General features: G+C 55.8%; 27 protein-coding genes and 1 tRNA gene. 14 read left to right on the top strand and 14 right to left on the bottom strand.

Annotated elements, in window-relative coordinates; genetic code table 11:
* Positions 1-56 precede the first annotated feature (56 nt).
* Positions 57-830 carry a hypothetical protein gene (locus IE102_RS14845; protein WP_189488088.1) on the bottom strand — a complete coding sequence of 258 codons (774 nt, stop codon included), beginning with the start codon at positions 828-830 and terminating at the stop codon, positions 57-59.
* 164 nt (positions 831-994) lie between these two features.
* Here IE102_RS14845 and IE102_RS14850 point away from each other — a divergent pair, with 164 nt between their 5' ends.
* A complete protein-coding gene (locus IE102_RS14850; RefSeq protein ID WP_189488090.1) occupies positions 995-1,843 on the top strand; it encodes a hypothetical protein in 849 nt (282 codons plus the stop codon).
* Here the strand turns inward: IE102_RS14850 and IE102_RS14855 are convergent.
* Together IE102_RS14855 and IE102_RS14860 are read right to left on the bottom strand one after the other, a co-directional pair.
* Positions 1,824-2,429 (bottom strand): YdeI/OmpD-associated family protein, encoded by a 606-nt coding sequence (locus tag IE102_RS14855; protein WP_189488092.1) that lies wholly within the window; start codon positions 2,427-2,429, stop codon positions 1,824-1,826. The genes IE102_RS14850 and IE102_RS14855 overlap by 20 nt on opposite strands.
* Positions 2,422-2,856, bottom strand: coding sequence for a VOC family protein (locus IE102_RS14860; protein WP_189488094.1), 435 nt, complete (start codon positions 2,854-2,856; stop codon positions 2,422-2,424). The genes IE102_RS14855 and IE102_RS14860 overlap by 8 nt, the downstream gene beginning before the upstream one ends.
* Positions 2,857-2,995: 139 nt before the next feature.
* On the opposite strand from IE102_RS14860, the gene IE102_RS14865 reads away from it, so the two are divergent.
* The 5 genes from IE102_RS14865 to IE102_RS14885 all read left to right on the top strand — a co-directional run bounded on the left by IE102_RS14865 (position 2,996) and on the right by IE102_RS14885 (position 6,627).
* The gene (locus IE102_RS14865) at positions 2,996-3,763 is read left to right on the top strand and encodes a CPBP family intramembrane glutamic endopeptidase (protein ID WP_189488096.1); all 768 of its coding nucleotides are present in this window, start codon (positions 2,996-2,998) and stop codon (positions 3,761-3,763) included.
* Positions 3,760-4,239, top strand: coding sequence for a hypothetical protein (locus tag IE102_RS14870; protein WP_189488097.1), 480 nt, complete (start codon positions 3,760-3,762; stop codon positions 4,237-4,239). The genes IE102_RS14865 and IE102_RS14870 overlap by 4 nt, the downstream gene beginning before the upstream one ends.
* A gap of 102 nt (positions 4,240-4,341) precedes the next feature.
* Entirely contained in the window at positions 4,342-5,856 is a 1,515-nt protein-coding gene (locus tag IE102_RS14875) for a cellulase family glycosylhydrolase (protein WP_189488099.1), read from the top strand.
* 40 nt (positions 5,857-5,896) lie between these two features.
* Positions 5,897-6,082 carry a hypothetical protein gene (locus IE102_RS14880; protein ID WP_189488101.1) on the top strand — a complete coding sequence of 62 codons (186 nt, stop codon included), beginning with the start codon at positions 5,897-5,899 and terminating at the stop codon, positions 6,080-6,082.
* A 203-nt stretch (positions 6,083-6,285) separates the two neighbouring features.
* Positions 6,286-6,627: a hypothetical protein gene (locus IE102_RS14885; protein ID WP_189488103.1), complete on the top strand. Its 342-nt coding sequence runs from the start codon at positions 6,286-6,288 to the stop codon at positions 6,625-6,627.
* A 294-nt stretch (positions 6,628-6,921) separates the two neighbouring features.
* Here the strand turns inward: IE102_RS14885 and IE102_RS14890 are convergent, their stop codons facing one another.
* The 3 genes from IE102_RS14890 to IE102_RS14900 all read right to left on the bottom strand — a co-directional run bounded on the left by IE102_RS14890 (position 6,922) and on the right by IE102_RS14900 (position 9,598).
* Positions 6,922-7,524 carry a hypothetical protein gene (locus IE102_RS14890; protein ID WP_189488105.1) on the bottom strand — a complete coding sequence of 201 codons (603 nt, stop codon included), beginning with the start codon at positions 7,522-7,524 and terminating at the stop codon, positions 6,922-6,924.
* Positions 7,514-8,014, bottom strand: coding sequence for an RNA polymerase sigma factor (locus IE102_RS14895; protein ID WP_229807794.1), 501 nt, complete (start codon positions 8,012-8,014; stop codon positions 7,514-7,516). The genes IE102_RS14890 and IE102_RS14895 overlap by 11 nt, the downstream gene beginning before the upstream one ends.
* A 369-nt stretch (positions 8,015-8,383) precedes the next feature.
* Positions 8,384-9,598, bottom strand: a complete 1,215-nt coding sequence (locus tag IE102_RS14900; protein ID WP_189488107.1) for an SGNH/GDSL hydrolase family protein — start codon at positions 9,596-9,598, stop codon at positions 8,384-8,386.
* 58 nt (positions 9,599-9,656) lie between these two features.
* Between IE102_RS14900 and IE102_RS14905 the strand changes: the two genes are divergently transcribed.
* A complete protein-coding gene (locus IE102_RS14905) occupies positions 9,657-10,001 on the top strand; it encodes an MmcQ/YjbR family DNA-binding protein (protein ID WP_189488109.1) in 345 nt (114 codons plus the stop codon).
* A 98-nt stretch (positions 10,002-10,099) separates the two neighbouring features.
* Here the strand turns inward: IE102_RS14905 and IE102_RS14910 are convergent, their stop codons facing one another.
* On the bottom strand, positions 10,100-10,663 hold the full coding sequence (locus IE102_RS14910) for a fasciclin domain-containing protein (protein WP_189488111.1): 564 nt from the start codon (positions 10,661-10,663) through the stop codon (positions 10,100-10,102).
* Between the two features lie 188 nt (positions 10,664-10,851).
* Here IE102_RS14910 and IE102_RS14915 point away from each other — a divergent pair, with 188 nt between their 5' ends.
* The 3 genes from IE102_RS14915 to IE102_RS14925 all read left to right on the top strand — a co-directional run bounded on the left by IE102_RS14915 (position 10,852) and on the right by IE102_RS14925 (position 14,971).
* On the top strand, positions 10,852-11,550 hold the full coding sequence (locus tag IE102_RS14915) for a hypothetical protein (RefSeq protein WP_189488113.1): 699 nt from the start codon (positions 10,852-10,854) through the stop codon (positions 11,548-11,550).
* A gap of 150 nt (positions 11,551-11,700) precedes the next feature.
* Positions 11,701-12,372 (top strand): DUF1134 domain-containing protein, encoded by a 672-nt coding sequence (locus IE102_RS14920; RefSeq protein WP_189488115.1) that lies wholly within the window; start codon positions 11,701-11,703, stop codon positions 12,370-12,372.
* 304 nt (positions 12,373-12,676) lie between these two features.
* On the top strand, positions 12,677-14,971 hold the full coding sequence (locus tag IE102_RS14925; protein WP_189488117.1) for a TonB-dependent receptor: 2,295 nt from the start codon (positions 12,677-12,679) through the stop codon (positions 14,969-14,971).
* Positions 14,972-15,071: 100 nt separating this feature from the next.
* On the opposite strand, the gene IE102_RS14930 is transcribed toward IE102_RS14925, so the two are convergent.
* The 6 genes from IE102_RS14930 to IE102_RS14955 form a co-directional block, all read right to left on the bottom strand.
* Entirely contained in the window at positions 15,072-16,115 is a 1,044-nt protein-coding gene (locus IE102_RS14930; protein WP_189488119.1) for an oxidoreductase, read from the bottom strand.
* Positions 16,105-16,740 (bottom strand): TIGR02466 family protein, encoded by a 636-nt coding sequence (locus tag IE102_RS14935; RefSeq protein WP_189488121.1) that lies wholly within the window; start codon positions 16,738-16,740, stop codon positions 16,105-16,107. The genes IE102_RS14930 and IE102_RS14935 overlap by 11 nt, the downstream gene beginning before the upstream one ends.
* Positions 16,741-16,972: 232 nt before the next feature.
* Positions 16,973-17,452, bottom strand: coding sequence for a DUF805 domain-containing protein (locus IE102_RS14940; RefSeq protein WP_189488123.1), 480 nt, complete (start codon positions 17,450-17,452; stop codon positions 16,973-16,975).
* A 107-nt stretch (positions 17,453-17,559) separates the two neighbouring features.
* A complete protein-coding gene (locus tag IE102_RS14945) occupies positions 17,560-18,420 on the bottom strand; it encodes a M23 family metallopeptidase (protein WP_189488125.1) in 861 nt (286 codons plus the stop codon).
* Positions 18,417-19,157 (bottom strand): hypothetical protein, encoded by a 741-nt coding sequence (locus IE102_RS14950; protein WP_189488127.1) that lies wholly within the window; start codon positions 19,155-19,157, stop codon positions 18,417-18,419. Before IE102_RS14950 ends, IE102_RS14945 begins: the two co-directional genes overlap by 4 nt.
* Before the next feature lie 166 nt (positions 19,158-19,323).
* Positions 19,324-20,064 carry an SIMPL domain-containing protein gene (locus IE102_RS14955; protein ID WP_189488128.1) on the bottom strand — a complete coding sequence of 247 codons (741 nt, stop codon included), beginning with the start codon at positions 20,062-20,064 and terminating at the stop codon, positions 19,324-19,326.
* Positions 20,065-20,342: 278 nt separating this feature from the next.
* Between IE102_RS14955 and IE102_RS14960 the strand changes: the two genes are divergently transcribed.
* The 3 genes from IE102_RS14960 (at position 20,343) to IE102_RS14970 (ending at position 22,657) form a co-directional block, all read left to right on the top strand.
* A tRNA-Ile gene (locus IE102_RS14960) sits at positions 20,343-20,418 on the top strand.
* Between the two features lie 45 nt (positions 20,419-20,463).
* On the top strand, positions 20,464-21,033 hold the full coding sequence (locus IE102_RS14965) for a hypothetical protein (protein WP_189488130.1): 570 nt from the start codon (positions 20,464-20,466) through the stop codon (positions 21,031-21,033).
* Positions 21,034-21,586: 553 nt separating this feature from the next.
* Entirely contained in the window at positions 21,587-22,657 is a 1,071-nt protein-coding gene (locus tag IE102_RS14970; RefSeq protein ID WP_189488132.1) for a DNA topoisomerase IB, read from the top strand.
* Here the strand turns inward: IE102_RS14970 and IE102_RS14975 are convergent.
* On the bottom strand, positions 22,650-23,153 hold the full coding sequence (locus tag IE102_RS14975) for an SLATT domain-containing protein (protein ID WP_189488134.1): 504 nt from the start codon (positions 23,151-23,153) through the stop codon (positions 22,650-22,652). The two genes, IE102_RS14970 and IE102_RS14975, sit on opposite strands and share 8 nt — an antisense overlap.
* A gap of 104 nt (positions 23,154-23,257) precedes the next feature.
* Between IE102_RS14975 and IE102_RS14980 the strand changes: the two genes are divergently transcribed.
* Complete coding sequence (locus tag IE102_RS14980; RefSeq protein WP_189488137.1) at positions 23,258-24,184, top strand: SMP-30/gluconolactonase/LRE family protein; 927 nt, start codon at positions 23,258-23,260, stop codon at positions 24,182-24,184.
* The last annotated feature ends 91 nt before the right edge of the window (positions 24,185-24,275 follow it).

Raw genomic sequence — 24,275 nt, forward strand, 5'->3', positions numbered from 1 at the left:
CTCCGTCTGCTCGCTGTGCTCGCATCCACCTCCCCACCGAGTAGGGAGGAGAAGATTTACGGCACCGTCGTCGTGGTGGTGACTTCACACGTTCTGGGGGCGCGGACACGGCTGACCCACAAAGGCTCCATCAGGCGGTCACCATCATAAAAGCCGGTATCGCAGGCCTCATCGGCGCGGGAGCGGTTGGATTTGCGGGCATCATAGCTGTAGGATATCGCCAGGCTCTGGGTCTCGCCGCCACGGCGCGCATAACCATATGGATGGCCGTACCCACCGCCGCGATAGCCTGCGTGGCCGTAACCGCCATAGCCAATCGGATCGTAACCCATCGGGTCATAACCGTACCCATCATAGCCATAGGGGCTGTAGCCACCATAACCGTAACCATACGGATCGTAGCCGTAGCCATAGACTCGGTTATTGCCATAATCGGTCTTGCCAATGGCGATGCCGAGCGTGCCGTGTTCACCGACCGGTATAAGCGAGGCGATATAGCCGCTGCGGTAACCGCCGGTGCCGACGCTGACGCTCACCTCGGTCTGGATGCGGCGCTTGTAGGGGTTTTTATCGAGGGTAACCGGCCCGTCGCGGTAGCCGATAGGGTCGTCTGAGGTGCGCTCAATTTGGGCGCTGCCATCAAGCGTGGCCAGAAACTGGGATTTTGTGGCATCCAGCGCGGATATGGGTTCAGGCGCAGGGGGACTTTGTGTTTCCGTTGCGGCAGGCAGGGTGCGGGCGGTGGCGACCACGTCTTCGCTGGCGTCAGCATAGGCGCTGCCGGTTAAGGCCGCCATCAGGATCGCAAGGGTAACGGGAAACGCACGCATGAACTCTACCTCCACACAGGCACACTGCATCGCCTATGTAGCGGAATTAAGGCGTATTTTTATCGGGTTTATTGATCTGGTAGCAAATGATATGGACACTAGTTTAGAGTGTCACCTTTAAGCTAACAGTCATGGCGCAATAATTTTCGGATTTGGGAGGGGTAATGGATTTTTTCTGGGGTTTGCCAACATTTGTTTCGTCGGCAATAGCTGGTGCGGTAGCCGCTTTAGCCGCACTATTACTGATTGAGCTTGGGTTCAAAGTCTTTGGAAAGCGAGGTTCTGAAAAATCGAAACGAGGGATTGCAGGTGTTGTAATTACAGTATTTGTGATCGTATCGGTTCAAGCTTTGAATGCTTACAGAGAGGCGAATGCAAAACAAAGCCCAGAAAAAATAATAGAAAATGTGAAAGCATCAAACCCATTGATGGCTACAATCTTCAGGGTTCATCCAGAGGCGGAGGCTGAGCTTTTAAAAGAAATAAGCATGACTTCGAAACTGCCTGAAAGCGAGCAGGTTGTAAGATTTACAAATTCCTCAAACGCTATAATTAATCGTTACTATTCCCAACACCTATTGTTTGCTCCGAACGACGCGGTATTTGCCTCGATTAGGCATTCTTACTCGGCTTTGACACAACTAGAAAATCAACCAGAGAACTGCGCAAGTTATTTTCTTGACGGATTAAAATACCCTGAGCGCGTGCCGGAAGGGTTCATAAAATCCGAGCAGGAGAACAAGGCTAAAGTAATTGAAGCCTCCGTAAAAATGCCGACGGCGCCACCTGAAAAAGTCGATGAAGACCAACTCGCAGAAAAGATTGCCACAACCTATGAAAAACAAGGTGCTTATTTAAACAATTATGTCAAACTTTCGCAGATTGAGGCGCTGACACCGGTTGAAGCTTGTAATGTTGCAACCGAATTTATGAAATTGTTGGTGGGCCTTCCAGAGGCAGAAGGCGCTTACATTATCAAGGCAACTATAGTGCTCAGCCAGCAACCAGAATAGCGCGGATACCTTCGTCAGATAGTGCCTCACCACGAGCCAGTTTGGCGATGAAGTCGTCCATGCGTTTTTGGCGGGTATCAGGGCGGGTGGCGGTGTGCAGGCGGTGATAGATGACGAACAGACTTGCGCGGTTTAAGGCCTCAAACCCTGCCTTGGCGTGCGGGTTTGCCGCCAGCACCGCCAGAAAATCATCAGGGATAACAACGTTCGCTGATCCGGCATAGGCCTTGTCCCAGCGCCCGTCCTGCTTGGCGGCCTCAACATGCACAAGGCCGGGCGGCTGCATAAGGCCCTGCGCGATCAGCCGTTCGACGTGGTCGCAGTTTTTTTGTGACCAGTTCGATTTGGGCCGGCGCGGCGACAGGCGCTGGACGAACGATACCTCATCCAGTGATTTCCTCTGGCCGTCGATCCACCCCCAGGCCAGCGCGGTAACCACGCAGTCTTCCCAGTTCACCGACGGCGTCCCGCTGTTCTTTTTATACATCCGCACCCACAATTCGCGCTCGGTGGCATGGTGCACAGATAGCCAGCGCGACAGATGCGCGGGCGTTTCAAAGCTAAGATATTCGGCAGCACTACTCATCAAACTCAACCACCACGCTGTCGGCGGAGCGGCGGGCGGGGCCGTGATAGACGGCTTCTATGTTATTGCCGTCGGGGTCGATCACAAAGGCGGCGTAATAACCTGGGTGGTAGGGGCGTAAACCGGGAGCACCATTATCCGTGCCGCCGCTCTTGAGAGCCGCCTCATAAAACGCCTGAACCATAGCCTCGTCCTTGGCCTGAAACGCCAGATGGTGGCGGCCGGTCAGGTGGCCGTGGGCGGCGGGGCTGTCGGCGCTGGAGACAAACAATTCATCGACCCAGAAATAGTCATCGCCGGTGCCGCCCATCGGGATATCGAGGGCAGCCAATACCGCTTCATAAAAGCGCTGGCTGGCGGGCAGGTCTTTGACGACCAGTTGGATGTGGTCAATCAGGCGACCGCGATGCAGGCTTTGCGTTTCCATATACTCTCTCCGTTCGGGTGATCACCCATAGGATGAAAAATCATGTTTTCGTTCGCCCCCGGAGTGTGTATCTTAACCGGACGTGATCAGCGCGGCAATCTAAGCGGGTGGAACAATGCGACTGACCATAACTTTACCCATGGCACTGTCAGTTTTTGTCATCTGGCTGGGCCTCACCATCGGATTGGATCAGATTTTGTCCGGCGGGCAGCAGATGCCGCTGTCCGATGTGGTGAAAAACGGCGTGGGCATAAGCTGGGTTCTGGCTGCGGTCTTTGCGGTGGTGGTCGGTCTGATGGCCGATCGCAAAGCCGTGGGTTTTCAGGCACCTAGGCCGCTGAAATCACTGCGGGTGATCTGGCTGCCGGTAGTTTATCTATTGGTTGTGTTGGCTATGGTGATGGCTAAGGGCTGGCCACCGGCCCAGGTTATTATGTTTGTGGCCATCAATACCGCTTTGGTCGGTATTTCCGAAGAGGTGATGTGTCGGGGCATTTTATTGCGCGGGTTTCTGACGCGGTTGACAATCTGGCCGGCGATCTGGCTGTCGTGTCTGGCGTTCGGGCTGATGCATGTGCTCAATGTGTTTATCACCGGGCAGTTTATTGAGGCCGTTATTCAGGCCACGGCCGCCTTTATGACGGGTGTCGGTTATATGGCGGTGCGCATACGCACGCGGTCGCTATATCCTATGATTATTATCCATGCGTTGTGGGATTTTCTGGTCTTCATGCTGGCGACCGGATCGCCCCCGCCGGATGGGGCTGCGGCTGTCAGCGCTGTGTTTGCGCCGGTGCTGCTGACCCTGCCGATGTTTCTTTATGGCCTGTTTTTGTTGCGTAATGTCCATCGCGATTTCGCATGGATGTCTGATGTTTCGCCAAAACTTTCAGGAGATGTGTCATGATTTCAGTATCGGCTACGCTTATTGCCCTGCTCGCCGCTGCCAGCGGTGACGACTATGACCGCGACTACCGCGAGGATCTGCAACTGGTCTGCTACGGAGAGGCACAGACGATTACGGCGCAGACCCATTCGGGCTATGAATGGGATGCGGATAAGCACAAATATATGCCTAAGACCTCAATTGAAACCGGCCGAAATCAGTTCGACACGGCTGTGACCATTTCCATCCATGGCGATGAGGGGCAAATCCGCCTGCCGAAACCGATGGTGCCGCCGATCCATTCCGGCGGTGACGGCAATTGGTGGCCCATTGATGACCTGATTGTCGGTCACAACGAAATCCGTGGCCGGTTCGCACTCAATGGCCTGAATAAACCCAATATCGTCATCAATCGCCGCAGCGGTGTGATCACCATTGACGGCATGGTTAAGTTCAGCGGGCGTTGCGACGCCGATGATGGTCACCGTCGGTTTTGATGGTGGCCTGACAGCGCTGACAATTTTTCGTTTCACGGTAATTCGACCCTGTGTTAGGTTAATACAATAACCATACATAAAAATTAAATACAGGGATGATCTATGTTTAAATTCAAGACCTTATCGGGTCTGCTTGTGATGCTGTGCGCGCTGCTTGCGCCGGTTATTGCGATGGCCCAGCCGACCAGCTTTACCGCCGAAGCGCAAACGCAAACTATGCGGCGCGGCGTCAATATCATCGGCTATGATCCGATCTGGAGCGATCCGGCCAAGGCCCGCTTTCAGCAAAAACACTTCAAAATCATCAAGGACGGCGGCTTCGATGCGGTGCGGGTCAACCTGCACGCCTTTGGCCATATGGATGGCAATAACCGTCTGAAACCGGCCTATCTGAAGACGCTCGACGGGGTGGTTAAGGGTGCGCTCGATGCTGGTTTGACGGTCATCCTTGATCAGCACAATTTCAATGAATGTGCCAAGGATGTGCCCGCCTGCCGGGTTAAACTCAAGGCCTTCTGGACGCAGATTTCGGAAGTCTATAAGGACGCGCCGCCGCAGGTTGTTTTTGAAATCCTCAATGAACCAAACATGGCCGTTGATGCGGCGTGGAACGATATGGTGGCGGAAAATCTGGCCATCATCCGCGCCACCAATCCCACCCGCAATGTCATTATCGGGCCGCAGTCATGGAACAGTCTCGATCAGTTGCCGAACCTGAAACTGCCGCAGGATGACCGGCATATCATCGTGACCTTCCACTACTACACGCCGATGGAGTTTACCCATCAGGGGGCATCCTGGGCGCCGGCCTTTACGCAGCTTGGGGTGCGCTGGGGCACGAAAGGTGACCGCGATCAGCTTGAGGCCAATTTCGATAAGGTGGCGGCGTGGTCTAAGGCCAATAACCGCCCGATCCTGTTGGGGGAGTTTGGCGCCTATGATAAGGCCGATATGGCCTCACGCGTGGCCTATACGGCGGCGGTGGCGCGGGCCGCCGAAGCGCGTGGCTTTGCCTGGGCCTACTGGCAGTTCGACAGCGATTTCGTGGTCTATGACGTACCGGCGGATTCATGGAATGCGCCGATCCACGGGGCGCTGATCCCGGAAAAAGCCTCAGCCTCAGCGGCGGTACCGGCTAAAGAAGAGGATGATATCCTCAAATATCTGATTAACAGCCCGAAGGTTAGTGGCTGGGCCGTTTACGGCGAAGGCCAAACCCATGCCCTGCGGCAGGATAAGTCCTCCGTGGTGAAAAGCGCGCTTAGGGTGACCGTGCCCGCAGCCCGGCCCAATCCTTGGGATATAGGTGCTGCGGTCGCGCTCAACGGCAATATCAACAAAGGTGATAAACTGGTGTTTGCGGTCATGGCGCGCCTCGACAGCGCTGAGCCGACGGCAAAGGCCCAGATCACCGCCATCATCCAGCAAAATGAAGCGCCCTATACCGGCATAGTGTCAGGCCAGATTACCCTGACACCGCAGTGGGAAACCTTAAGCTTTGCTGGTATCGCGCCGGCCGATTATCCGGCGGGTAAGGCCAATGTGTCTCTCCATCTGGGGCATATCAAAGGTGGCGTTGAGTTGGGCCCGGTCTATGTGCTGAATATGGGCCAGTAACGCTACACGAGGTACGGGGAGATGAGGGGCGGTTGCCGGAATGGCAATCGCCCTTTGTCTTGATCTGAGCTGCTCCAACCTTTTGCGGCGCTATGTGCATGGGCCGGGCACGGATGACCCTATCGTCTGGCAGGAGAGTTCCAACTGGAGCGAACGCAAGGATTTCCACGCCAACTATCAGGGCTCGGTGATTGCGGTCAGCGACGCAGAACTGTACCTGGCCTAAGCGATGTTACACCTACGGCCCATACGGTGAGCCTAAAACCGGGGTATTTGAAGACGCACTCAGTAGGTTGCAAATTGTAGAGAGCGCGGGCGGGTGTTATGGAACTGTGAATGTGAGGGGTAAAGGAACTATGAGTGCTAACGACTTGCGCATAGATTTCAAGTAAACAGCGGTGATAAGAATTTAATTCCAGAATGATGCAGATGAAACCTATTGATCCTATTGAATTCTACGCTATTTTAAGAGCTTATTTTATTGACTTATCCGAAGATAAAGGAGTCGTTATTGCGCCTTTGTTTGGGCAGAAGCGAAATATTAAGCTCTCAAATACCCTATATTTTGAATATATGGATAATCGAATTATAGACATTAAATTTATCGAAGAGGGGGAGATTGATGACCGATTCTGTATTTCTAATTTTAACATGTATGGGAGAGATTGCAGGATGCTAACGGTACAAACCAAATGTCTTTTGGACGACCTACCGGTGCTTTGGGAGGTTCGCAATCATTGGATATCTTTAGGTCTAGAGCCCGAATTATGATCATTCCTCAGTTATTAATTGACCTTAAATAAATTAAAAACCTTATATGAAGGGCGTTCAACGGTTTATGGTTTTTATGACCTCGGCCGGCTGACCAGTCTTGGTACGGACTTAAGCTGTGCGGATTACGATATCGGTTTTAACTTCAGCTACAATCCAGCATAGAAACTCATCAAGCTAAGCAACATCAGCGCCTCGGTCTACGACCTTAAGGTGTCGCCGCGCAACGATCCACGCACCTATAATGGCCTCAATCAGATTGCCGTGGCAATCTGTCGATCAAAAGCAGTCGCCTTAACTATTGTAATCCTCCAGCAAAGCTTTCAGACGCGCCCCTTCGGGTTTGAGGACGCGGACATAACGGATGACCTGCCACAGGGCCGAGACGGCCAAGGCCCCACCAAACAACAGGGCGGCCTGCTGGACATGGGCCGGCTCCATCTTGCCCGTGAGCATCAGTTGCCACAGGGCCAAGCTGGTAATGACCGGGAAAATGGCGATGATCACCAGCAAAATAAGGGCTTGTGTGCGGGCGGCGCGGTTTTCATCGGCCATGATGCGCAGGGTGTCGGGCAAGGTGCCTTCGGTATGGGGAAAGGCGTTCAGGTGGCGGTTAAAGCGCCGACGCATCAGTAGGAGCGCTATCCATGGGGCGGCTAGCATCAGAAGCGGTGCCCATTCGCGCGTAGGGTCAAGGCTGTCGTTTTTGATCATGTCATAACCAGCCACAAAGGTTATCGTGCCCAGAATGGCGGTCATCAGCAGGAAAAACAGGTTTTGGCGGTCGCGGCGTTGTTTCAGGATTGTCATCATATCCTCCAGTAAATAGGCCTGCGCGGTTTGACTAAGGTCGTTGCTATGGGTGCGCCACAGGCGCGCAAACGCTTCAGTATTCATCGGATACCTCATGGATCAGGGCCGAAAGACGGGCGCGGGCGCGGGTCAAACGCGCACCGATATTGGTCTGCGTCAGGCCATGCAGAGCGGCCATGTCGGCATAGGGCGTGGCTTCCAGCCACAAAAGCATCAGCGACCGGTCGATGGGCGATATCTGACGCAGGGCCGCATAAAGCGCCTCAAGCTGCGCACTCTCCCCGTCAGTGCCGCCTTCGTTTAAAGCCGCCATATCGATCTGCGCGGCTCGTGCGCGGAAAAGGGTCAGCGTCTGGCGCTTTTTCCACGTCAGGGCGCGGTTGTGAGCGACGCGGTAGATGAAGGTCGAGGGCTTGGCGTCGCCGCGAAAAGCCGGCATGGCTCTCCACGCGCTGATCATCAGTTCCTGCATCAGATCGTGCTGATCGGCGGGCTCGGCAAAGGCGCGGGCGATGCGCATCAGCGCGCCCATGTGCGGCCTTATCCAGGCATCGAATTTGGCGGTGCCGTTCACCTAATCCCCTTCATATCTGTGGTGTGTTCGTAAGGTTAGACGTCTGCGACCAGGGAAACCTTACAGTCGGGGACCAAAAAATCAAAAGGGCGGCCGGAACTTAATCCGGTCGCCCTTTTTGAATATTCAGGTATGTAATCAGATGGCCGATTACAGGGCCGCAGCCACCGCCATCAGAAATCCGATAAGTAAAGTTACCGGCATGGCAAATACGGATACCTGTTCAAGTCTTTCGCTACGCATAATCAAATCTCCTGTTTGTTTGACAGGCTGTATATATGCTGCGCATGCGAGATAATTAAGGGGCGAAAATGTCGCACCCTTACACATCGTGTAACGGGGGTTTTCTGTTGGTGTTAAGGTTTGTGATCACTTCTTGAACAGGCTGAGATCAATGGCATCGGCCATGGCTTTAAAACCTGCCGGTGACGGGTGGATATGATCGCCCATATCGTATTCGGGCTTGAGACGCGGCGGATCGGCTGGGTCGCGGGTGGCGGCATCAAAGTCGATGACCCCGTCAAAATTACCGGGCGTGCGTATCCAGGCATTGAGCGCCTGACGGTCGGCTTCGTTCAGGGCCGTTGGGCGGTAATAATCAAAGCCCATATAGGCCATGACGGTGGCGCCATAAACCTTGAGGCCGTGGCTGCGGGCGCGGCTGATCATCTGCTGATAGGCGGTGATTAGGTCAGCGACATGGGTTTTGTGGGCGGCGTCGCTTACCGGCGCTTCGCGGGTCAGGGTGCCGAGGTCATTGACCCCTTCGAGCACGATCAGATAGCGCACCCCGGCTTGCGACAGGACATCGCGCTCAAAGCGGGCCATGGCGTTGGGGCCTGAGCCATCGTTGAGGATGCGGTTGCCGCCGATGCCCATATTGAGCACGCCCAGGTCTTTGAGCTTACGGTCGGCTTGCAGACGTTTGGCCAGAAAATCGGGCCAGCGGTCATTGCCATTGGTCGTTGATCCGCGTCCGTCGGTGATCGAATCGCCGATAGCGACGATGGCCGCACCTTTTTTAGCCTCAACCTCGATAGCCGCGATATGATACCAGCGATCGACCTGGGTTGGGTTTGTGAAGTCGGTGGCGGCGACCTGATTGCCACTGACGCGGTAGGAGGTGGTGCGCGATCCCGGATGGCCGGTCTGACGCGTCGGAACCTTGGGGATATAAAGGCTGATAGCAAGGTCAGACAGGGGTTTAAGCACCATATCAACCGGATCGCTCTCATAGGTCGCGCCCGCCGGAATGGTCACCGAGGCACGACCCGAAAAGGTCAGGGCGGTGCCTGATGCGGCATCAATCCGCGCTGAACCCGGTGTGCCGGTAGCGATGTGGGCCGCGCCTATGGTCAGGGCTTCCGTGCCAAAGGCGTTTGAGATGCGCACCTTAAAGCGCTCACCGCCACGCGAGACACGCACGATCTGGCGCAGAGTGATGTCCTGAGCGTCAGCGGGCAGGGCATTGTCACCTTCGGCCAGATATTGCGATGATCCCCATGTCCCGACCCATTTTTCTGCAAACGCTGCCGGTGCAGACATAACTAAGGCGGCGACCGCGGCCCACATAAAGCGTTTCATAGAGCTCTCCCTTTTTGTGGTAGCCTAGAACCAAAGCCACCACGGAGGCAAGAAAAGCATGGTCACGTTTGAAGATATCCGCGCGATTATTTTAAGCTTTCCCGACACGACCGAGGGCATGTCGTGGGATGCGCGCTCATTCAAGGTCAACAAAAAGGCGATCCTGTTCTGGAATCCGCAATATGATTGCCCGGTATTTAAGGTTGCGTTTGAGGAGCGCGATTTCCTGCTGGAAGTTGATCCGGACACCTTTTTCACGACCGATCATCACAAGCCCTGGCCGTTTATTCTGGGGCGGCCTGAGCGGCTCGATATCGACTGGGTTAAGACTAATATCGAGCGGGTATGGCGCGCACAGGCGAAGAAGGCAACGATCAAAGCCTTTGACCTCGCGCAGTTGTAGGCGAAAAAAAAGCCCCCGAAGAAGGGGATGCTTCGGGGGCAGGTAGGGGGCCTAATTGGGGATCTAGGCTGGAAGTATCTCGAACACTTTAGTCAACGCTACTGGGGTAATACGACCTTATCGATCACATGGATCACACCGTTCGATTGCCAAAGATCGGCAGCGGTCACATGGCCGGACGCGCCGGTTTCATCGGTCAGTTTGATCTTGCCCATGTCTTGCGTGGCGGTGAGGGTATCGCCGCTGACGGTGGTGATCTTGTAGCTGCCGCCGCCCGCCGCGATCAGTTCACCAAGCTTTTTGGCCGACACCTTACCGGCGACAACGTGATAGGTCAGGACCTTGGTCAGTTGGGCTTTGTTTTCGGGCTTGAGCAGAGTATCGACCGTGCCGGCGGGCAGGGCGTTAAAGGCGGTGTTGGTCGGGGCAAAAACGGTGAACGGGCCGGTGCCGGACAAGGTGCCAGCCAGATCTGCGGCCTTAACGGCGGCAGCCAGGGTGGAAAAATCCGGATTAGCGGCTGCGGTTTCGACAATCGTCTTATCGGCTTTCTTGGCATGATGATCGGCCATAGCCGGGACGGCCATCAGGCTGGCACCGATCAGTATGGACGCGGCAAATCGGCTCAGGGGGCGCAAACTCTGGGGGCGCAGATGTGTCATGGTAACTCCTTGAAGGTCTTAAAAGGGGAACATGGAAATCAAAGCGCGCTTCTGATCAGGAATACGCCGCCGACCGGAGCGCGGATTGCCGTGATCTCAGATTTTGCCGATATTTTATTTTGCCCATGCTCGTCTGCGGTAACCTAAAGGCCGCAATTGCGACACAGGGCGGTGGTTCAGTTCAGGCTATGGCGGCCCGCAAACTGAATGATAAAAAGCCGATCCTGCTGGGTTTGGGCGTCGCTGTGATTGTGCATGGCCTGACTGGCTGGGCGCTGTGGCAAACTAAAGGTAGGTTTGATCTGCCGGAGGTGCGGGCTATTGAGGCCGTTATGGTCGAGATGCCGCCTGTGGTGCCACCAAAAGGTGCCGACACGCCCGATGAGCCAGTACCGGCCCAACCGAAACCAAAAACCATTACACAGCCGCACGAAAAACCGCCGGTTAGCGTAACGCCGAAATCGTCAGGGGTGCCGACATCGGCGCCCAGTCCAACAATCGTGACAGCACCTATCGCTCCCAAAGGTGAGGCCGCATCTGCGCCCTCAACCTCTGCGCCACAAGGCACGGCTCCGGGTGTGGTGACGCCCAAGGCCTATGGTGGCGGGGGCACGCGCGGGGCGCTGACCAAGGCTTTGCTCAAGCGCGAACTGTGCCAGCAGCAGCGTCTGGCCGGAAAGCCAATGGATAAGGATTGCGCTTTGGAAGATATAGCCAAGGACGCCAAGCCTCTGCCACTTCAGCCGCGAGAAACCCGCGCGGCTAAACTATGCATTGCCGAACGCGAAAAGGACTGGAAACGCTACCGCGATGGAACAGGCCCTTATCCGGGCCTGCGCAACATGATCAAGGGCAACAAAGACTGCCTGAAAGACTGGCGCGATTGACGGGTTTGCCATCCGCGCCACAATCGCGCCGCAAGCGGTAACTAGGCTGTCACATGAACCGCAGATTAATGGCTGAGTAAGACTTTGGTCATAGCTCTAGGGTTAATATCAGGTTATCACATAAGCCTTTTCTCAGGAGTATTCGCGCCTATGGACCGTCGTCAGTTAGAACGTCGTCAATTCGTCACCTCTGGTCTGGCACTGGGGGCAGCACCTCTGATCGGTGGCCTTGTGCCGGGTTTGGCCAATGCCGCCCCGCCCATGACCTCGCAGCCTGCGGCTCAACAGCCTGTGGCCACGCCGACCTATCAGAACAATCCTGCGTCCGAAGACAGCACCTATTCGCGCGACGAAGTGCTCAATGCCGGCTCCAATTTCCTAGGCGTGACAGTTGAGGCTCTGGGCGGCGCAATTGAGCGCATCTTTGGCGATTATGGTGACCGTCCAACCGGCTATATTGCCGGTGAAGAAGGCTCCGGCGCGATTGGTATCGGCCTGCGCTACGGTAAGGGGCTGGTGCATATGAAATCGGCCCAGCGCCCGACGACGGTGTACTGGCAGGGGCCGTCGATTGGTTTTGACACCGGCGCCAATGCCTCGCGTGTGTTCACACTGGCCTACTTCCTCGATAATCCTGAGCAGGTGTTCCGCCGTTTTCCGGGCGTCGAAGGCTCAGCCTATTTTATCGGGGGCTTGGGCGTAAACTATCAACGTGCCGAGGGCATCGTGCTGGCGCCGATCCGCGCCGGTGTCGGCTTCCGTCTGGGGGCCAATGTCGGCTGGCTGTCCTATTCCAAAAAGCGCAATATCCTGCCGTTCTAATCGAAGGCAGGCGATCAAAGAATCAGCCCGGTACGCAGGTTTTAGGCCTCTGTGCCGGGTTTTTCTTTGTGCGCAAGGTGTCTGGCCGTGACATTACGGGCACAGGGCTTAAGCATCACGCGGGGGCAATGATCCGGTAACGGCATAATTTTCTGAAACATTGTTCCATAAATTCAGAAATTTGACAGCGGTTGTTATGCTGTCGTCGCACGACTGACGTGTGGGTGTAATTTATGTGTCGCTGATCTGTCGTCATGTGCGCCTAAAGCGCCTTCAAAGCCATGTGGGCTTTGGGGATACGACAATGAAGACAGCTTTATTTACCAACGTGGCCGTTGTGGCCATCCTGAGCGCCGCCACGTTTGCGCCGGTCGCTTTTGCAGACACCGTAGCGGCGCCGGATGCGGCCGCCGCAGATGAAGCCATCACCGAAGTTATCGTCTACGGTCAGGGCCAGAGCCGCCAGATCCAGGCCGTCAAGGCGAGCGAACTGGCGCTGGAAGCGCCGGGCACCAGCCCGCTGAAGGCCATCGACAAACTGCCGGGCGTGACCTTCCAGTCCGCTGATCCGTTTGGGGCCTATGAGTGGTCGACCCGTATCGGCGTGCGCGGCTTCAACCAAAACCAGATGGGCTTTACGCTGGACGGCGTGCCGCTGGGCGACATGTCCTACGGCAACCACAACGGCCTGCACATTTCGCGCGCCATCACCAACGAAGACGTGGCTCGCGTAGAACTGACGCAAGGGGCGGGTTCACTGTCGACGGCCTCGACCTCAAACCTTGGCGGCACGCTGCAGTTCTTCTCGCGCGATCCGTCTAATGAGATGGGCGGCGAAGTTGCGGGCACCGTCGGTTCCGAAGCCATGCACCGTCTCTATGGCCGCTTTGAAACCGGTGAAATCGCCCAACTGAACAACCTGCGCGCCTATGTGTCGATCGCCGATCAAAAGACCGACAAGTGGAAGGGCGGCTCCGAGCAAAAGCAGCGCCAGATCAGTGCCAAGGCGGTCATGCCGATCGGCGAAGGTGAACTGACCGGCTTCATCAACCGCTCTGAGCGCCGTGAGCAGGACTATCAGGATATGTCGTTCGACATGATCAGCCGTCTGGGCCGCGACTGGGATAACTTCCAGCCGAACTGGGCTCTGGCCAATCAGGTCGCCGCCGCCTACCTTACAAATCAGCCCTTGCCCGCGCCGGTGGCGACGGTCGATGATGCCTACTATGCCGGTGCGGGCATCCGCGACGACAATCTGGGTGCCGTCAGCATCAATTATCCGCTGACCGACATCATCAGCGTCAAGGCCAGCCTCTATAAGCACACCAACGAAGGTCAGGGCCTGTGGTACACGCCTTATGTGCCGTCTCCGAACTTTGGTGTGTCAGGTGCGACCAGCAATAACGCTGCCCTGTCGATCCGCACGACCGAATATGACGTCGATCGCACCGGTGCCTTCGGGTCGCTGATGTTCGATCTGGGCTCTCATCAGGTTGAGGCCGGGTTCTGGATTGAAGACAACGACTTCAATCAGGCCCGCCGCTTCTATGGTGAAACCCTCTCGGCCCCGTCGCGTGATCCGCTCGACTTCCAGTCCGGCGCTTTCTTCACCCAGTGGGAATACGCCTTCAACACCAAGACCACGGTCGGTTATGTTCAGGACGTCTGGACCGTCACCGACGCCTTTAAGGTCAATTTCGGCTTCAAGTCCGTCAAGGTCGAGAACGAAGTCAAGACCGTTACCGCCGCCGCGCCCATGAACGGCTCGCTTGAATCCAAGGACAGCTTCCTGCCGCAGGTCGGGGCGGTCTATAAGCTTGACGACAATATCGAACTGTTCGGCGGTTATACCGAAAACATGGCGGCCTATGTATCGGCCGCCACCTCCGGCCCGTTCGGTGCCCAGTCGCAAGCCGTACTGGATTATGTGAAGTCGTCGATTGATCCGGAAACTTCCAAGACGTTTGAAGGCGGGCTGCGGCTGAACGCTGGTTCGGTCTTCCAGGGCGTGCTGGCGCTCTACCATGTCGAGTTTGATAACCGTCTGCTGGGTGTGGCCCAAGGGGCGGCAATCGTCGGCAATGCGACCGTGCTGTCGAACGTCGGGGGTGTTGAAACCAACGGGCTCGAAGTGGCCGGTACCTACCGCATCACGCCGGAATGGAAGCTCTATTCGTCCTACAGCTATAACGACTCCCAGTATCAGGACGATGTTATCAATGCCGAAGGTACGATCACGGCCCGCACCAAGGGCAAGACCGTCGTTGATACGCCTAAACACATGTTCAATGCCGAAGTGGCTTATGACAACGGTAAGCTGTTCGGTACGCTCGGCATGAAGTTTACGGGTGAGCGCTACTACACCTATGAAAACCGCGGCGGTAAGGTTGACAGCACAAAGGTGGCTGACTTCACGGCGGGTTATCGCTTTGGCAATGATCTGGATGTGCAGGTAAACGTCACCAACCTGCTGGACGAAGACTACATCTCGACCATCGGTTCGGGCGGCTTTACCAATGCTGACACCGCGGGGACAGCTATGACCATCCTGCCGGCGGCTCCGCGCATGGCCTTCATCACGGTCAAGAAGCGGTTTTAATTAATTCACCTGAAAGTTATCATCGCTTTGCGATGAGATACTTTCAGGTGGGCAATTAAGGCTTAGTTTCAGCTCAGGCGAAAGCCTGAGCTGAATGCGTTTAGAGATGCACCTCTGTGCCCTCATGGGCGCTGAGTTGGCCCAGTTCCAGGATACGCATGACCTCATAGGCCTCTTCGGGGAGGACGGGGTTGGGCGCGTCGTCCATGAGGGCGGCGGCAATGGCCTCATAAAAGCTGAGGTGACGCCCGCGTTCAGACATCACGCTTTCATTCATGCCGACATGGTCGTCAATGATCACCGGCCAATAGCTGCCTTCGTGGCCATCGATGCCAAAGCTGGGATCAGTCGGATCGCCCCCGGCCTTGAGCGCGTCCTCCTGCGGGTCGAGGCCGTATTTCACAAAGGTGCCTTTGGTGCCGTGAACTTCAAAGCGTGGACCGGCAGCGGGGGTGAGCACACTGGCGCTGACCGTCACCCGCAGGCGCTCATATTTCAGAGTGACGTTGAAATAGTCATCAACCACGCTGCCGTCGCGTTGGCGGGCCATATCGGCCATCAGTGACACCGGCTTTCCGAACAGGCACAGCATCTGATCGACCAGATGCGGGCCCAGATCGAACCACAGACCCGCCCCCGGCACGTCCTGCTCACGCCAGCGGTCGCGCAGTTTGGGACGGAAGCGGTCAAAGCGCGACACAAGGCGGGTGATCTCGCCGAGTTTGTCGTCGGTAATCAGCCGTTGAACCGTCAGGAAATCGGCGTCCCAGCGGCGGTTATGAAACACCGACAGCAGTCGGCCCGATGACTTGGCTTCAACCATCAGGCTTTCCGCCTCATCAAGATTGAGGCAGAACGGTTTATCGACCACCACATGCTTACCGGCGCGTAAGGCCGCCAGCGCCTGCGGGGCGTGCATCGCATTGGGCGTCGCAATTACCACCAGATCAATCTCAGGATCGCTAAGCGCGGTCTCTAAGTCGGGGACGACCCGCACACCGGGCACGGCAGCCAAAACATCGGCGGGGCGTGACGAGACGATGGTGTGCAGGTTCAACCCACTCGCTGCACGGATCAGCGGTGTGTGGAAGATACGTCCGGCATTGCCAAAGCCAACGATGGCGGCATTCACATTAGAAACCATAGTTAAAACTCACACTTATGCGGACATCATCGCTCTGGTTCATCGTCACTTCGTGGCGCAGCCAGCTTTCCCACATCAGTATAGTACCCGCGGCGGGGGCCTCGTAAGCAAAGATTTCGTGATCGCGGCGGTGCGGGGTTTTGCGCGGAGGGGCGTTCATAAAGCCCATCAGACGCGGGTCTTCGAACTTTAAGGCTGAGGCCTTATCCGGTACCGCGACGTAAAATGTGCCGGAAATGACGCTGTGCGGGTGGATGTGGCCGGAATGAAAGCCGCCGGGTTCCAGGATGTTGATCCAGATATTGTCGAGTTTCAGCTTCTTGCCGCCCAGATCGTATTCCAGAACCTCAGCAAAGGCGTGGACGTGGGCATCGAGCTGTTTTTTAAGGACGGCAAACACCGGCGCATACTGGGTGAGGTTGCTCATCGACCCATAGGAGGTATAGCCCGGATAGGCGTTTTTCTCACACCAGTCATGGCCCGCGTCATCGTCATCGGCAAAGGCGCGGCAGGTGTCGTCGATCTCTTCGATAAAGGCCTCGAAGCCGGCCTCACCGGACAGGTCGGCGCGGTAGATTTCGGTGACAAACAGCGGTGTTATGGTGGCGGCGGCAGGTGTTTTCATGACGCCTGTTTAGCGCCGATGTTAAGCGCTGAGCAAGCGGTTAACTTTAGAACCTCCCCTCTTGGAGGGGTTTGACGCCAACAAACGATCCAGTGAATCGTTTGTAAGTCATGGGGAGGCCGTCAGGCCGGAAGGTGGGGTAAATATGCACAAGTCGGCGAAAAGTAACCCCCTCTTTCATTTGGCAGGACAAATGAAAGCTCCCCCTGCATCAGGGGGAGTTCTAAAGCAATCAGTAAGCCTCCTCGGCCATGCGTACCACACCCGGCGGCGGGCCAAAGCGGTTGGTGCGGTTAACCCCCGGAATAACGGCCAACAGCAGAAACAACCCAAAGCTGATCAGGGCCATGATATTCAGGCCGATCCCCGCCCATTCAAACATCCGCGCCAGATGTTCGGCATCGGCCGTGTAGTACTGCGAGCGGGTAAAAAAGATCACGATCCCGATCAGCGGAATAAACTGCACCAGCGCCAGCACCGCAGGCCATTCGATATCATGCAGCCGCTTTACCGTGACCGCAAACAACGGCCACATCAGGACTAATGTAATCACCCCCGGTATGGCCGCGATCATCATGTCGTCAATCGGCAGCGGCGGCATATACTGGCGCTGGGCATAGCCGATGGCCTCAATCGCCAATTTCACCCCAATGACAAAGGCGATAAACGGCAACCGCGCCACCCGCCCGCTAAGCGAAAACAGAAACCCCATGATCAATCCCCCTTATCCCCTCGGATAAGGCGAGTATGCCACTATTTTGCAACTGCGCAATGGCAGGGGGGACACAGTGCCAAAGCGATTTAGCCAATCGCCCTATTTTACTCTATCGTCTGGCAATCGCCGCCCAGCTTGCGCTCATAGGCATCGACCAGCGCCACATAGGGCGGCACAAAGGTATTAGCCGACAGTACCGTCCCGTCCGGCAGGGTTTCCGCCTGCGCCACCCGCACCTCAAAATGCATGTGGATGGTCGTGTACTGCTGAACGCCGTTTTTGAGGCCGAGATTGTTGGACACAAGGCCGAGTTTCTGCCCGCGCACCACATGATCGCCGTAAGCGACCTTAAGGGTCGAAGACTGCATGTGCAGATAGCGATAGATGCGGTAGGGCGAGGATTTGCCGGTGATGGCGACCGTCATGGAGGCGACATTGGTCACCACGCCGTCTTCGGCGGCCACGGCCCAGTAGGTGTTGGTCTTGCAGGTCTTGGGCCGGATATCCTGCCCCTGATGGCCCTTGGTGCCGGTCTTACACATCATGTTGGTGCCGGTGCGGGTCTCACAGAAATTGTCTTGCCACGGATAGGCGTAGTTTTCCGGCGCGCACTGGCTGGGGTTATCAGGGCGTTCATAGCCGCCCGGTTTCCACACCTGAGAATTGGCATAGGACGGGGTATCGGCCAGCGGAAAACAGATGCCCGGCGCCCAGTTTTTGGTATTGGTATAGCTGGGGCCGGAGCCTGCGATCAGTTGGGTTGGGGGATCGTAGGGAAAGGGGGCAGCACCTGATGAGGCGACCTCCGATGACGTCTCATGGGCGATCTCAGAAGCGGCTTCGGATGCAGTTTCAGTTTCGGTGCCGACTTCGGGTACGGGGGCCGGTTCGGGCGGACTGTCGCAAGCCCACAGGCTGATGGCGGCAAAGCCAATGACGGCGACGGCAAACAGCATCCGGATCATAAGTTCGCTCCGGCTGCGCGGGCGGCGGCAATGGCGGCATTACCCATCACCACATCGGTCAGGTCAGCGACGACGGTGCGCAGATAACCGTCGGTTTTGCAGGCCGCGGCTTCACTGTCGTCGCAGGTCAGATCGGCGGTGTAGGTCACATTGAAGCGGGTGAAGCTGGCGGTCCAGCCATCTTCGGTACGGTCGATCTGCACCGGCTCCAGAACGCCCTGAATACGGGCGGCGCGCTTTTCAAGGCGGCTGATGGCACCGGACGGGACGGGCATCGCGGCGGCATTGCCGGACAGGGTAATCTGCACGCCGTCGCCCTGCGGCAGGTTCATGGAATAGGCGTCGCCAAAGGAAATGAGCTTAGCCTGCGCGGTTTTCAACGCACCGCCGCTGCGGGGCAGCAGGATCGGCAGGCGGGTCTTATCCAGTTCCGGGCGGGGCAGGCGGGACACGATGGCGGCGGTGGTCTTGGCGACGATCCCGCGCTGATGGCGGGCGGCGGCGGCCTGCCAGTCGATGCGCGGGCGTTGCGTTACAGGTGCGGGGGTTTGCTGGGTTTGGGCGACTGGCGCGCGGGTGGCGGTAATGGGGGCGACTTGGGCTACGGCCAGTTGCGACAACCCAAGACCAATGACCGGAGTCAGGATAACGATCCCCATGCCGACCGTGACCATCACATAGGGATGGGTCATTTTTCTGATGATCCGGCGACGGATTTTGGTGCGTTTCCCTGCCATTGGCTTTAGCCCCCACACACGGCCTTTTGCTGCGTTAAGAAGTTGTTAACAGGTGTGGACAGATTTGTCATCCGCCGCAAACCCTTGAAAAACAAAAGGGTGCGGCCTGTGATCGAAAGGCCGCACCCTGATGAATTTTTTCGCGCTGCGAGAGATTTTGCCGGAATTATTTCTCCAGTTCGAACTCAGCGCTGACGCTGATAGCGATATTTAGTTCACCGGCGGTGATCGGGGTGGCATCCATCATCTCGGCGCGGGCCATGGTTTTATAGACCGGCTGAGGGGCGTAACCGCCGGATTCCGACAGGGTGATGATGCGTTTGACCTTGTACCCCATAGCCGACGCATAGAGATCGGCGCGCTGGGTGAGGGCGGCGACGGCGGCTTTGCGGGCATTGTCTTCGGCGGTTTTAGAGTCTTTCAGGCCAAAGTTTATGCCGTCAATCTGGTTGATGCCGGCCTTTACGACCGCATCGATGCTGGTGCCCAGGCGGGCCAGATCGTCAACCTTAACCGTCACGCGGTTCGACGCCTGATAGCCGCGCAATACGGCAGGCGCGTTTTGCGGATAGTCGTACTGGGCGTTGAGGTTGAGGTTCGAGGTCTGGATGTTTTTGTCGGCAATGCCGAGTTTTTTCAGCGCGGCGAAGACGGCGGTCATGCGATCGCGGTTGAGCTTCATGGCTTCTTCGGCGGTCTTGGCCTCGGTCATGACGCCAAAGTTGATCGACGCGGTGTCCGGCGTGGCCTTGACTTCGCCCTGAGCGCTGAGGTTGAGCGTGGTCGGTTTAGGCATCATGTGGGCTGCGTGTGAGGATTGCATGTCCTGAGCGGCGGCGGGCAGGGCGATTGAGCCTGCCATAAGCACCGCGACGGCGGACAGCGTGGTTATGATGGGTTTAGTCATGTTAGTTTAGTCCTGAAAAGCGTCAAAAAAGTCCCTTATTCCCAAGGCTGATCACAAACCACAATTACGGCGCGATTAAGTCTGGGGCGTGACGGGACAAAGACGGTCCACACCTGTGATATTTATGCGGGTGGGGGAGGTGGCGGCACCTGTTGAAATTCTAAATCAGGCCTTTAAATTGCGGACGCGGCATGTTAGGCAAGCCGTCCTTTTGGCGCACCGCGTCTTTAGGCCTTTTGAAGCGCCCGGTCGCAACGGCTGTGTTTATGCGTTTTCGGGGGCGAGTAGCTCAATGGTTAGAGCCGACCGCTCATAACGGTCTGGTTGGGGGTTCGAGTCCCTCCTCGCCTACCACTTGTTTAATTTTGGCAGACTGTAATTCTTTAGAAAAGAGAAGTTATGCCCAAAGTATATATTAAAAAAGGTGGGCATGGTGGCGCACGCTCTGGGCCTAATCGATTTGATGAAATATCAATAGAAGAGCGAAAAAAAATCGCATATCGATTTGAATTGATCATACAAGAAAGAATTAACCATTTAGTTAATGAGAACCGTCGTCAATTTCTAAGAAGTTATCTTTTGCAGAAAAGTGACGGAGATTTTTTTCTCTGGCGGGTTATAGAGTCTCAGATGAAGGTCTTAAATAGTAGTGAAAATTCTACTGAAACAACTAGAAATTTTGAGACAGCTAAAGATATTGTGAGTAATCCTCATCATTATAAAAGCCATTTTACAGACCCAAAAATTCCGGACCAAATATTCAGATATCTTCAGATTGCGCTTGTGCCGGAATGGCAGCCCCCTGAGCTTGAAATTTTATTAAAAGGTAAGCGCACAGGGATATATGACGCAATTGCAGAGGTGATTGTATCTGAGCGGCGTTTGGATAAATCTCTACCGCTCGAAATGCGTAAAAGGTTTTTATCTAAGCGCTTCGTTATGGATTGTTGGAGGCAGTATCGGTTGTAATCTTTAATCTCGGTGGGTATTTGCTTTTGGCTGTGGACTCTTTGTTGTTTTTGCGAAATTTCATCGCGTAATTTTATTATAATTGTGGATAATTAAATTTAATGCCTTGATATTTAAGGGGAACTTGATCCGTTTTTCATGTTTTGCGTTTTTCTCAGAATCTGGGTCATCATGCGGCATCATCAACCACATGAAGAAAGGATTCTTGATGGATAAAAGTCAGACTTTGTTACACTTTAAGTGCAAGTACTGTGAGATTTATTTAGGAGAAAGTGCAGGGCAGATATTTACGGCGTTCCTGCAATTTTTGATCTTGCAGCCAAACGCCGTAAACATGCTTCAACTTATACTTCCATCATTCAATTAATGGGCGATAAGCCACCGGTGAAGTTGCAGCTTCACCGGTGGTTGACATTACAATTTGCAACTTGATTTTGCAAGATAGCTTAAATTAATCACATCTTTATGGCTTCAATAAATTAGGATGTTTCCTTTATTTTTAAGCCATCTAGTCCGAATGGCGAAGCCGTAAACCGTCCTCTAAACTCCACGTATGGATACCTCCGCGCCGTTAATTGCCGATGATCTGAAAACCCTGATGAAGGCGCAGGGGCTGCGCTATGTCAGCGATACTAAGCCCGGTTTTACACGGCGAAAGCGCGGTAAGTCTTTCGTGTTTTTCGACACCGCGGGTGAGCGCATCCGCGACGAAGAGACCATCGCCCGCATCCGCAAGCTGGCCATTCCGCCCGCCTATCAGCGGGTATGGATCTGCCCCTATGCTAAGGGCCATATTCAGGCCACAGGTTATGACGTGCGCGGGCGCAAGCAGTACCGCTATCATGCCGACTGGCGGGCCATGCGTGATGCCAATAAATTCAATCATATACTGGCGTTTGCTGAAGTTCTACCTGTCATTCGCGCGCAGGTTAAGGCCGATCTGTCACTGCGCGGGCTCACCCGCGAAAAGGTGCTGGCCTGCGTGGTGTCGCTGCTGGAGAAGACGCTGATCCGGGTCGGCAATGACGAATATGCCCGCTCTAATCAATCCTACGGCCTGACGACACTCAAAGATGAGCATGTCGATGTCACCGGCGCCACCATCCGCTTTCAGTTTAAGGGTAAATCGGGCAAGGCCTGGAACCTGAAACTCAGTGACCGCAGGCTGGCGCGGGTAATCAATGATTGCGCAGAGATCGACGGGCAGGAATTGTTTAAGTACCGGCATGAGGATGGCACTATTCGCGATGTGGCCTCCGGCGACGTCAACCAATATCTGCGTGAGATTACCGGTGGTGAGTTTACGGCCAAGGATTTTCGCACCTGGACCGGCACGGTGTTGGCGGCCATGGCCTTGCAGGAATATGCCGAATATGACTCGGACGTTCAGGCGAAAAAGAATGTCATCGCCGCCATTGATCGCGTGGCCAGAAGCCTCGGCAATACGCCTGCCATCTGCCGCAAATGCTACGTCCACCCGGAGGTGGTCAGCGCCTATATGGACGGCAGCCTGATCAAACAAATCAACCGTGAAATCAACATAACCCTGGCGCGCAAATATGAGCACCTGACGCCGGAAGAAATTCTGGTGCTGGCGTTTTTGAAAAAGCGGCTGGTTACTTAAGCTTGAGAGCGGCTTTTCTAATCGCTCGGTCCCAGATGTTTTGTGGCACGGCCGGCGCGGTTTCCGACAGGTCAGCCAGCTTGGCAATCAACTCGCTCAAGCCCGCTTCGGTGCGCGATTTTAGCGTCACGATCTCAAGCTGGCGGCGCAGGCTGGTATAGGCATTGGCGGCATTGAGGTGCTGCTGCGACCGCTCTGACCAGCGTAAACTCGCCTGAAGGATTGAGGTCACCGACACCAGCCCGCCAAGGATAAACAGCAATAGACTGACCGTATCTTTGTTGGCTTCATAGGCACCCGGCACCACGATCGGCAGCGCCGCCAGCAGCGATACCACAAACCCGCCGATCAGGTTGAACAGCATCAGCGTGCGAGACAGGGATTCAAAAACCTGGGTCGCTTCCCAATGGGCGTGCTGAGCATGGCTGATGCGGGTTTGAGTCTCACGCAGGATGCGCGCAAAATCCGCCTCAGTCCCCGTCGTTACGCTGTCCATGATTGATTGCCCCCCAGAGGTTCAGTATTAACCCACAGGTTCGGGGTGGGCAAGAGGGCGAAGCTGTCCTAAAACCGGCATCACCTGAAACCGTGAGTCATGGCATGTGGCAGCCCAGCGAAATCTATCCCGACCCCTCCATTGAAATCCTCGATCCGCGTTTTGAGCGCTATCGCCTAAGCTTAAGTGCGGTCGAAAAGCTTTATGACGGCACGCGCTGGGGGGAGGGGCCGGTGTGGTTCGGCGACGGGCGCTATCTGCTGTGGAGCGATATCCCGAATAACCGCATCCTGCGCTGGGACGAAGAAACCGGGGCGGTCACGCACTTTCGCAAACCGTCAGACTATGCCAACGGGAATACGCGCGACCGGCAGGGGCGGCTGATTTCCTGCCAGCATGGCAGCCGCAGCGTGACCCGCACTGAATATGACGGCACGGTCACGACCCTGATCGACCGGTTTGACGGTAAGCGGCTCAATTCGCCCAATGATGTGACGGTTAAATCTGACGATTCGATCTGGTTCACCGACCCGACCTTTGGGATCGGCGGCGACTATGAGGGCCATCGCGCGACACCGGAACTGCCGACAAATGTTTACCGGCTCGATCCGGCCACGAGTGAGGCAACGGTGGTGGCGACCGATATTGATCATCCCAATGGCATTTGTTTTTCGCCTGATGAAACAAGGCTCTATATCGCGGAATCTAATGCAAAACCTAAACGTATCCGCGTCTATGATGTGGCGGCCGATGGCCGGACGCTGACAGGTGGGCGGGTGTTTACAGGTTGCGGTGAGGGCGCACCCGATGGGTTTCGCTGCGACGAAGACTGCAATCTGTGGTGCGGATGGGGCGGCGGCGTGGGCCTGAACGGGGTGCGGGTGTTTGCGCCGGACGGCACGGCCATCGGCCATATCCACCTGCCCAACCGCTGCGCCAATCTGTGCTTTGGGGGTAAGGCTAAAAACCGCCTGTTCATGGTGGCGGGGCAGTCGCTGTTCAGCCTTTATGTCAATACCAGAGGTGTGTAACCTCAATAAAGTTTCCCGTAGGCGATACAAGGGCTTGACCAATCCCAATAGTCGGTCAAACCTGCGCGCAATAAGAAAATGCCACATCAGG

Origin of the sequence: Asticcacaulis endophyticus, assembly GCF_014652575.1 — a bacterium.
GTDB lineage: Bacteria > Pseudomonadota > Alphaproteobacteria > Caulobacterales > Caulobacteraceae > Asticcacaulis > Asticcacaulis endophyticus.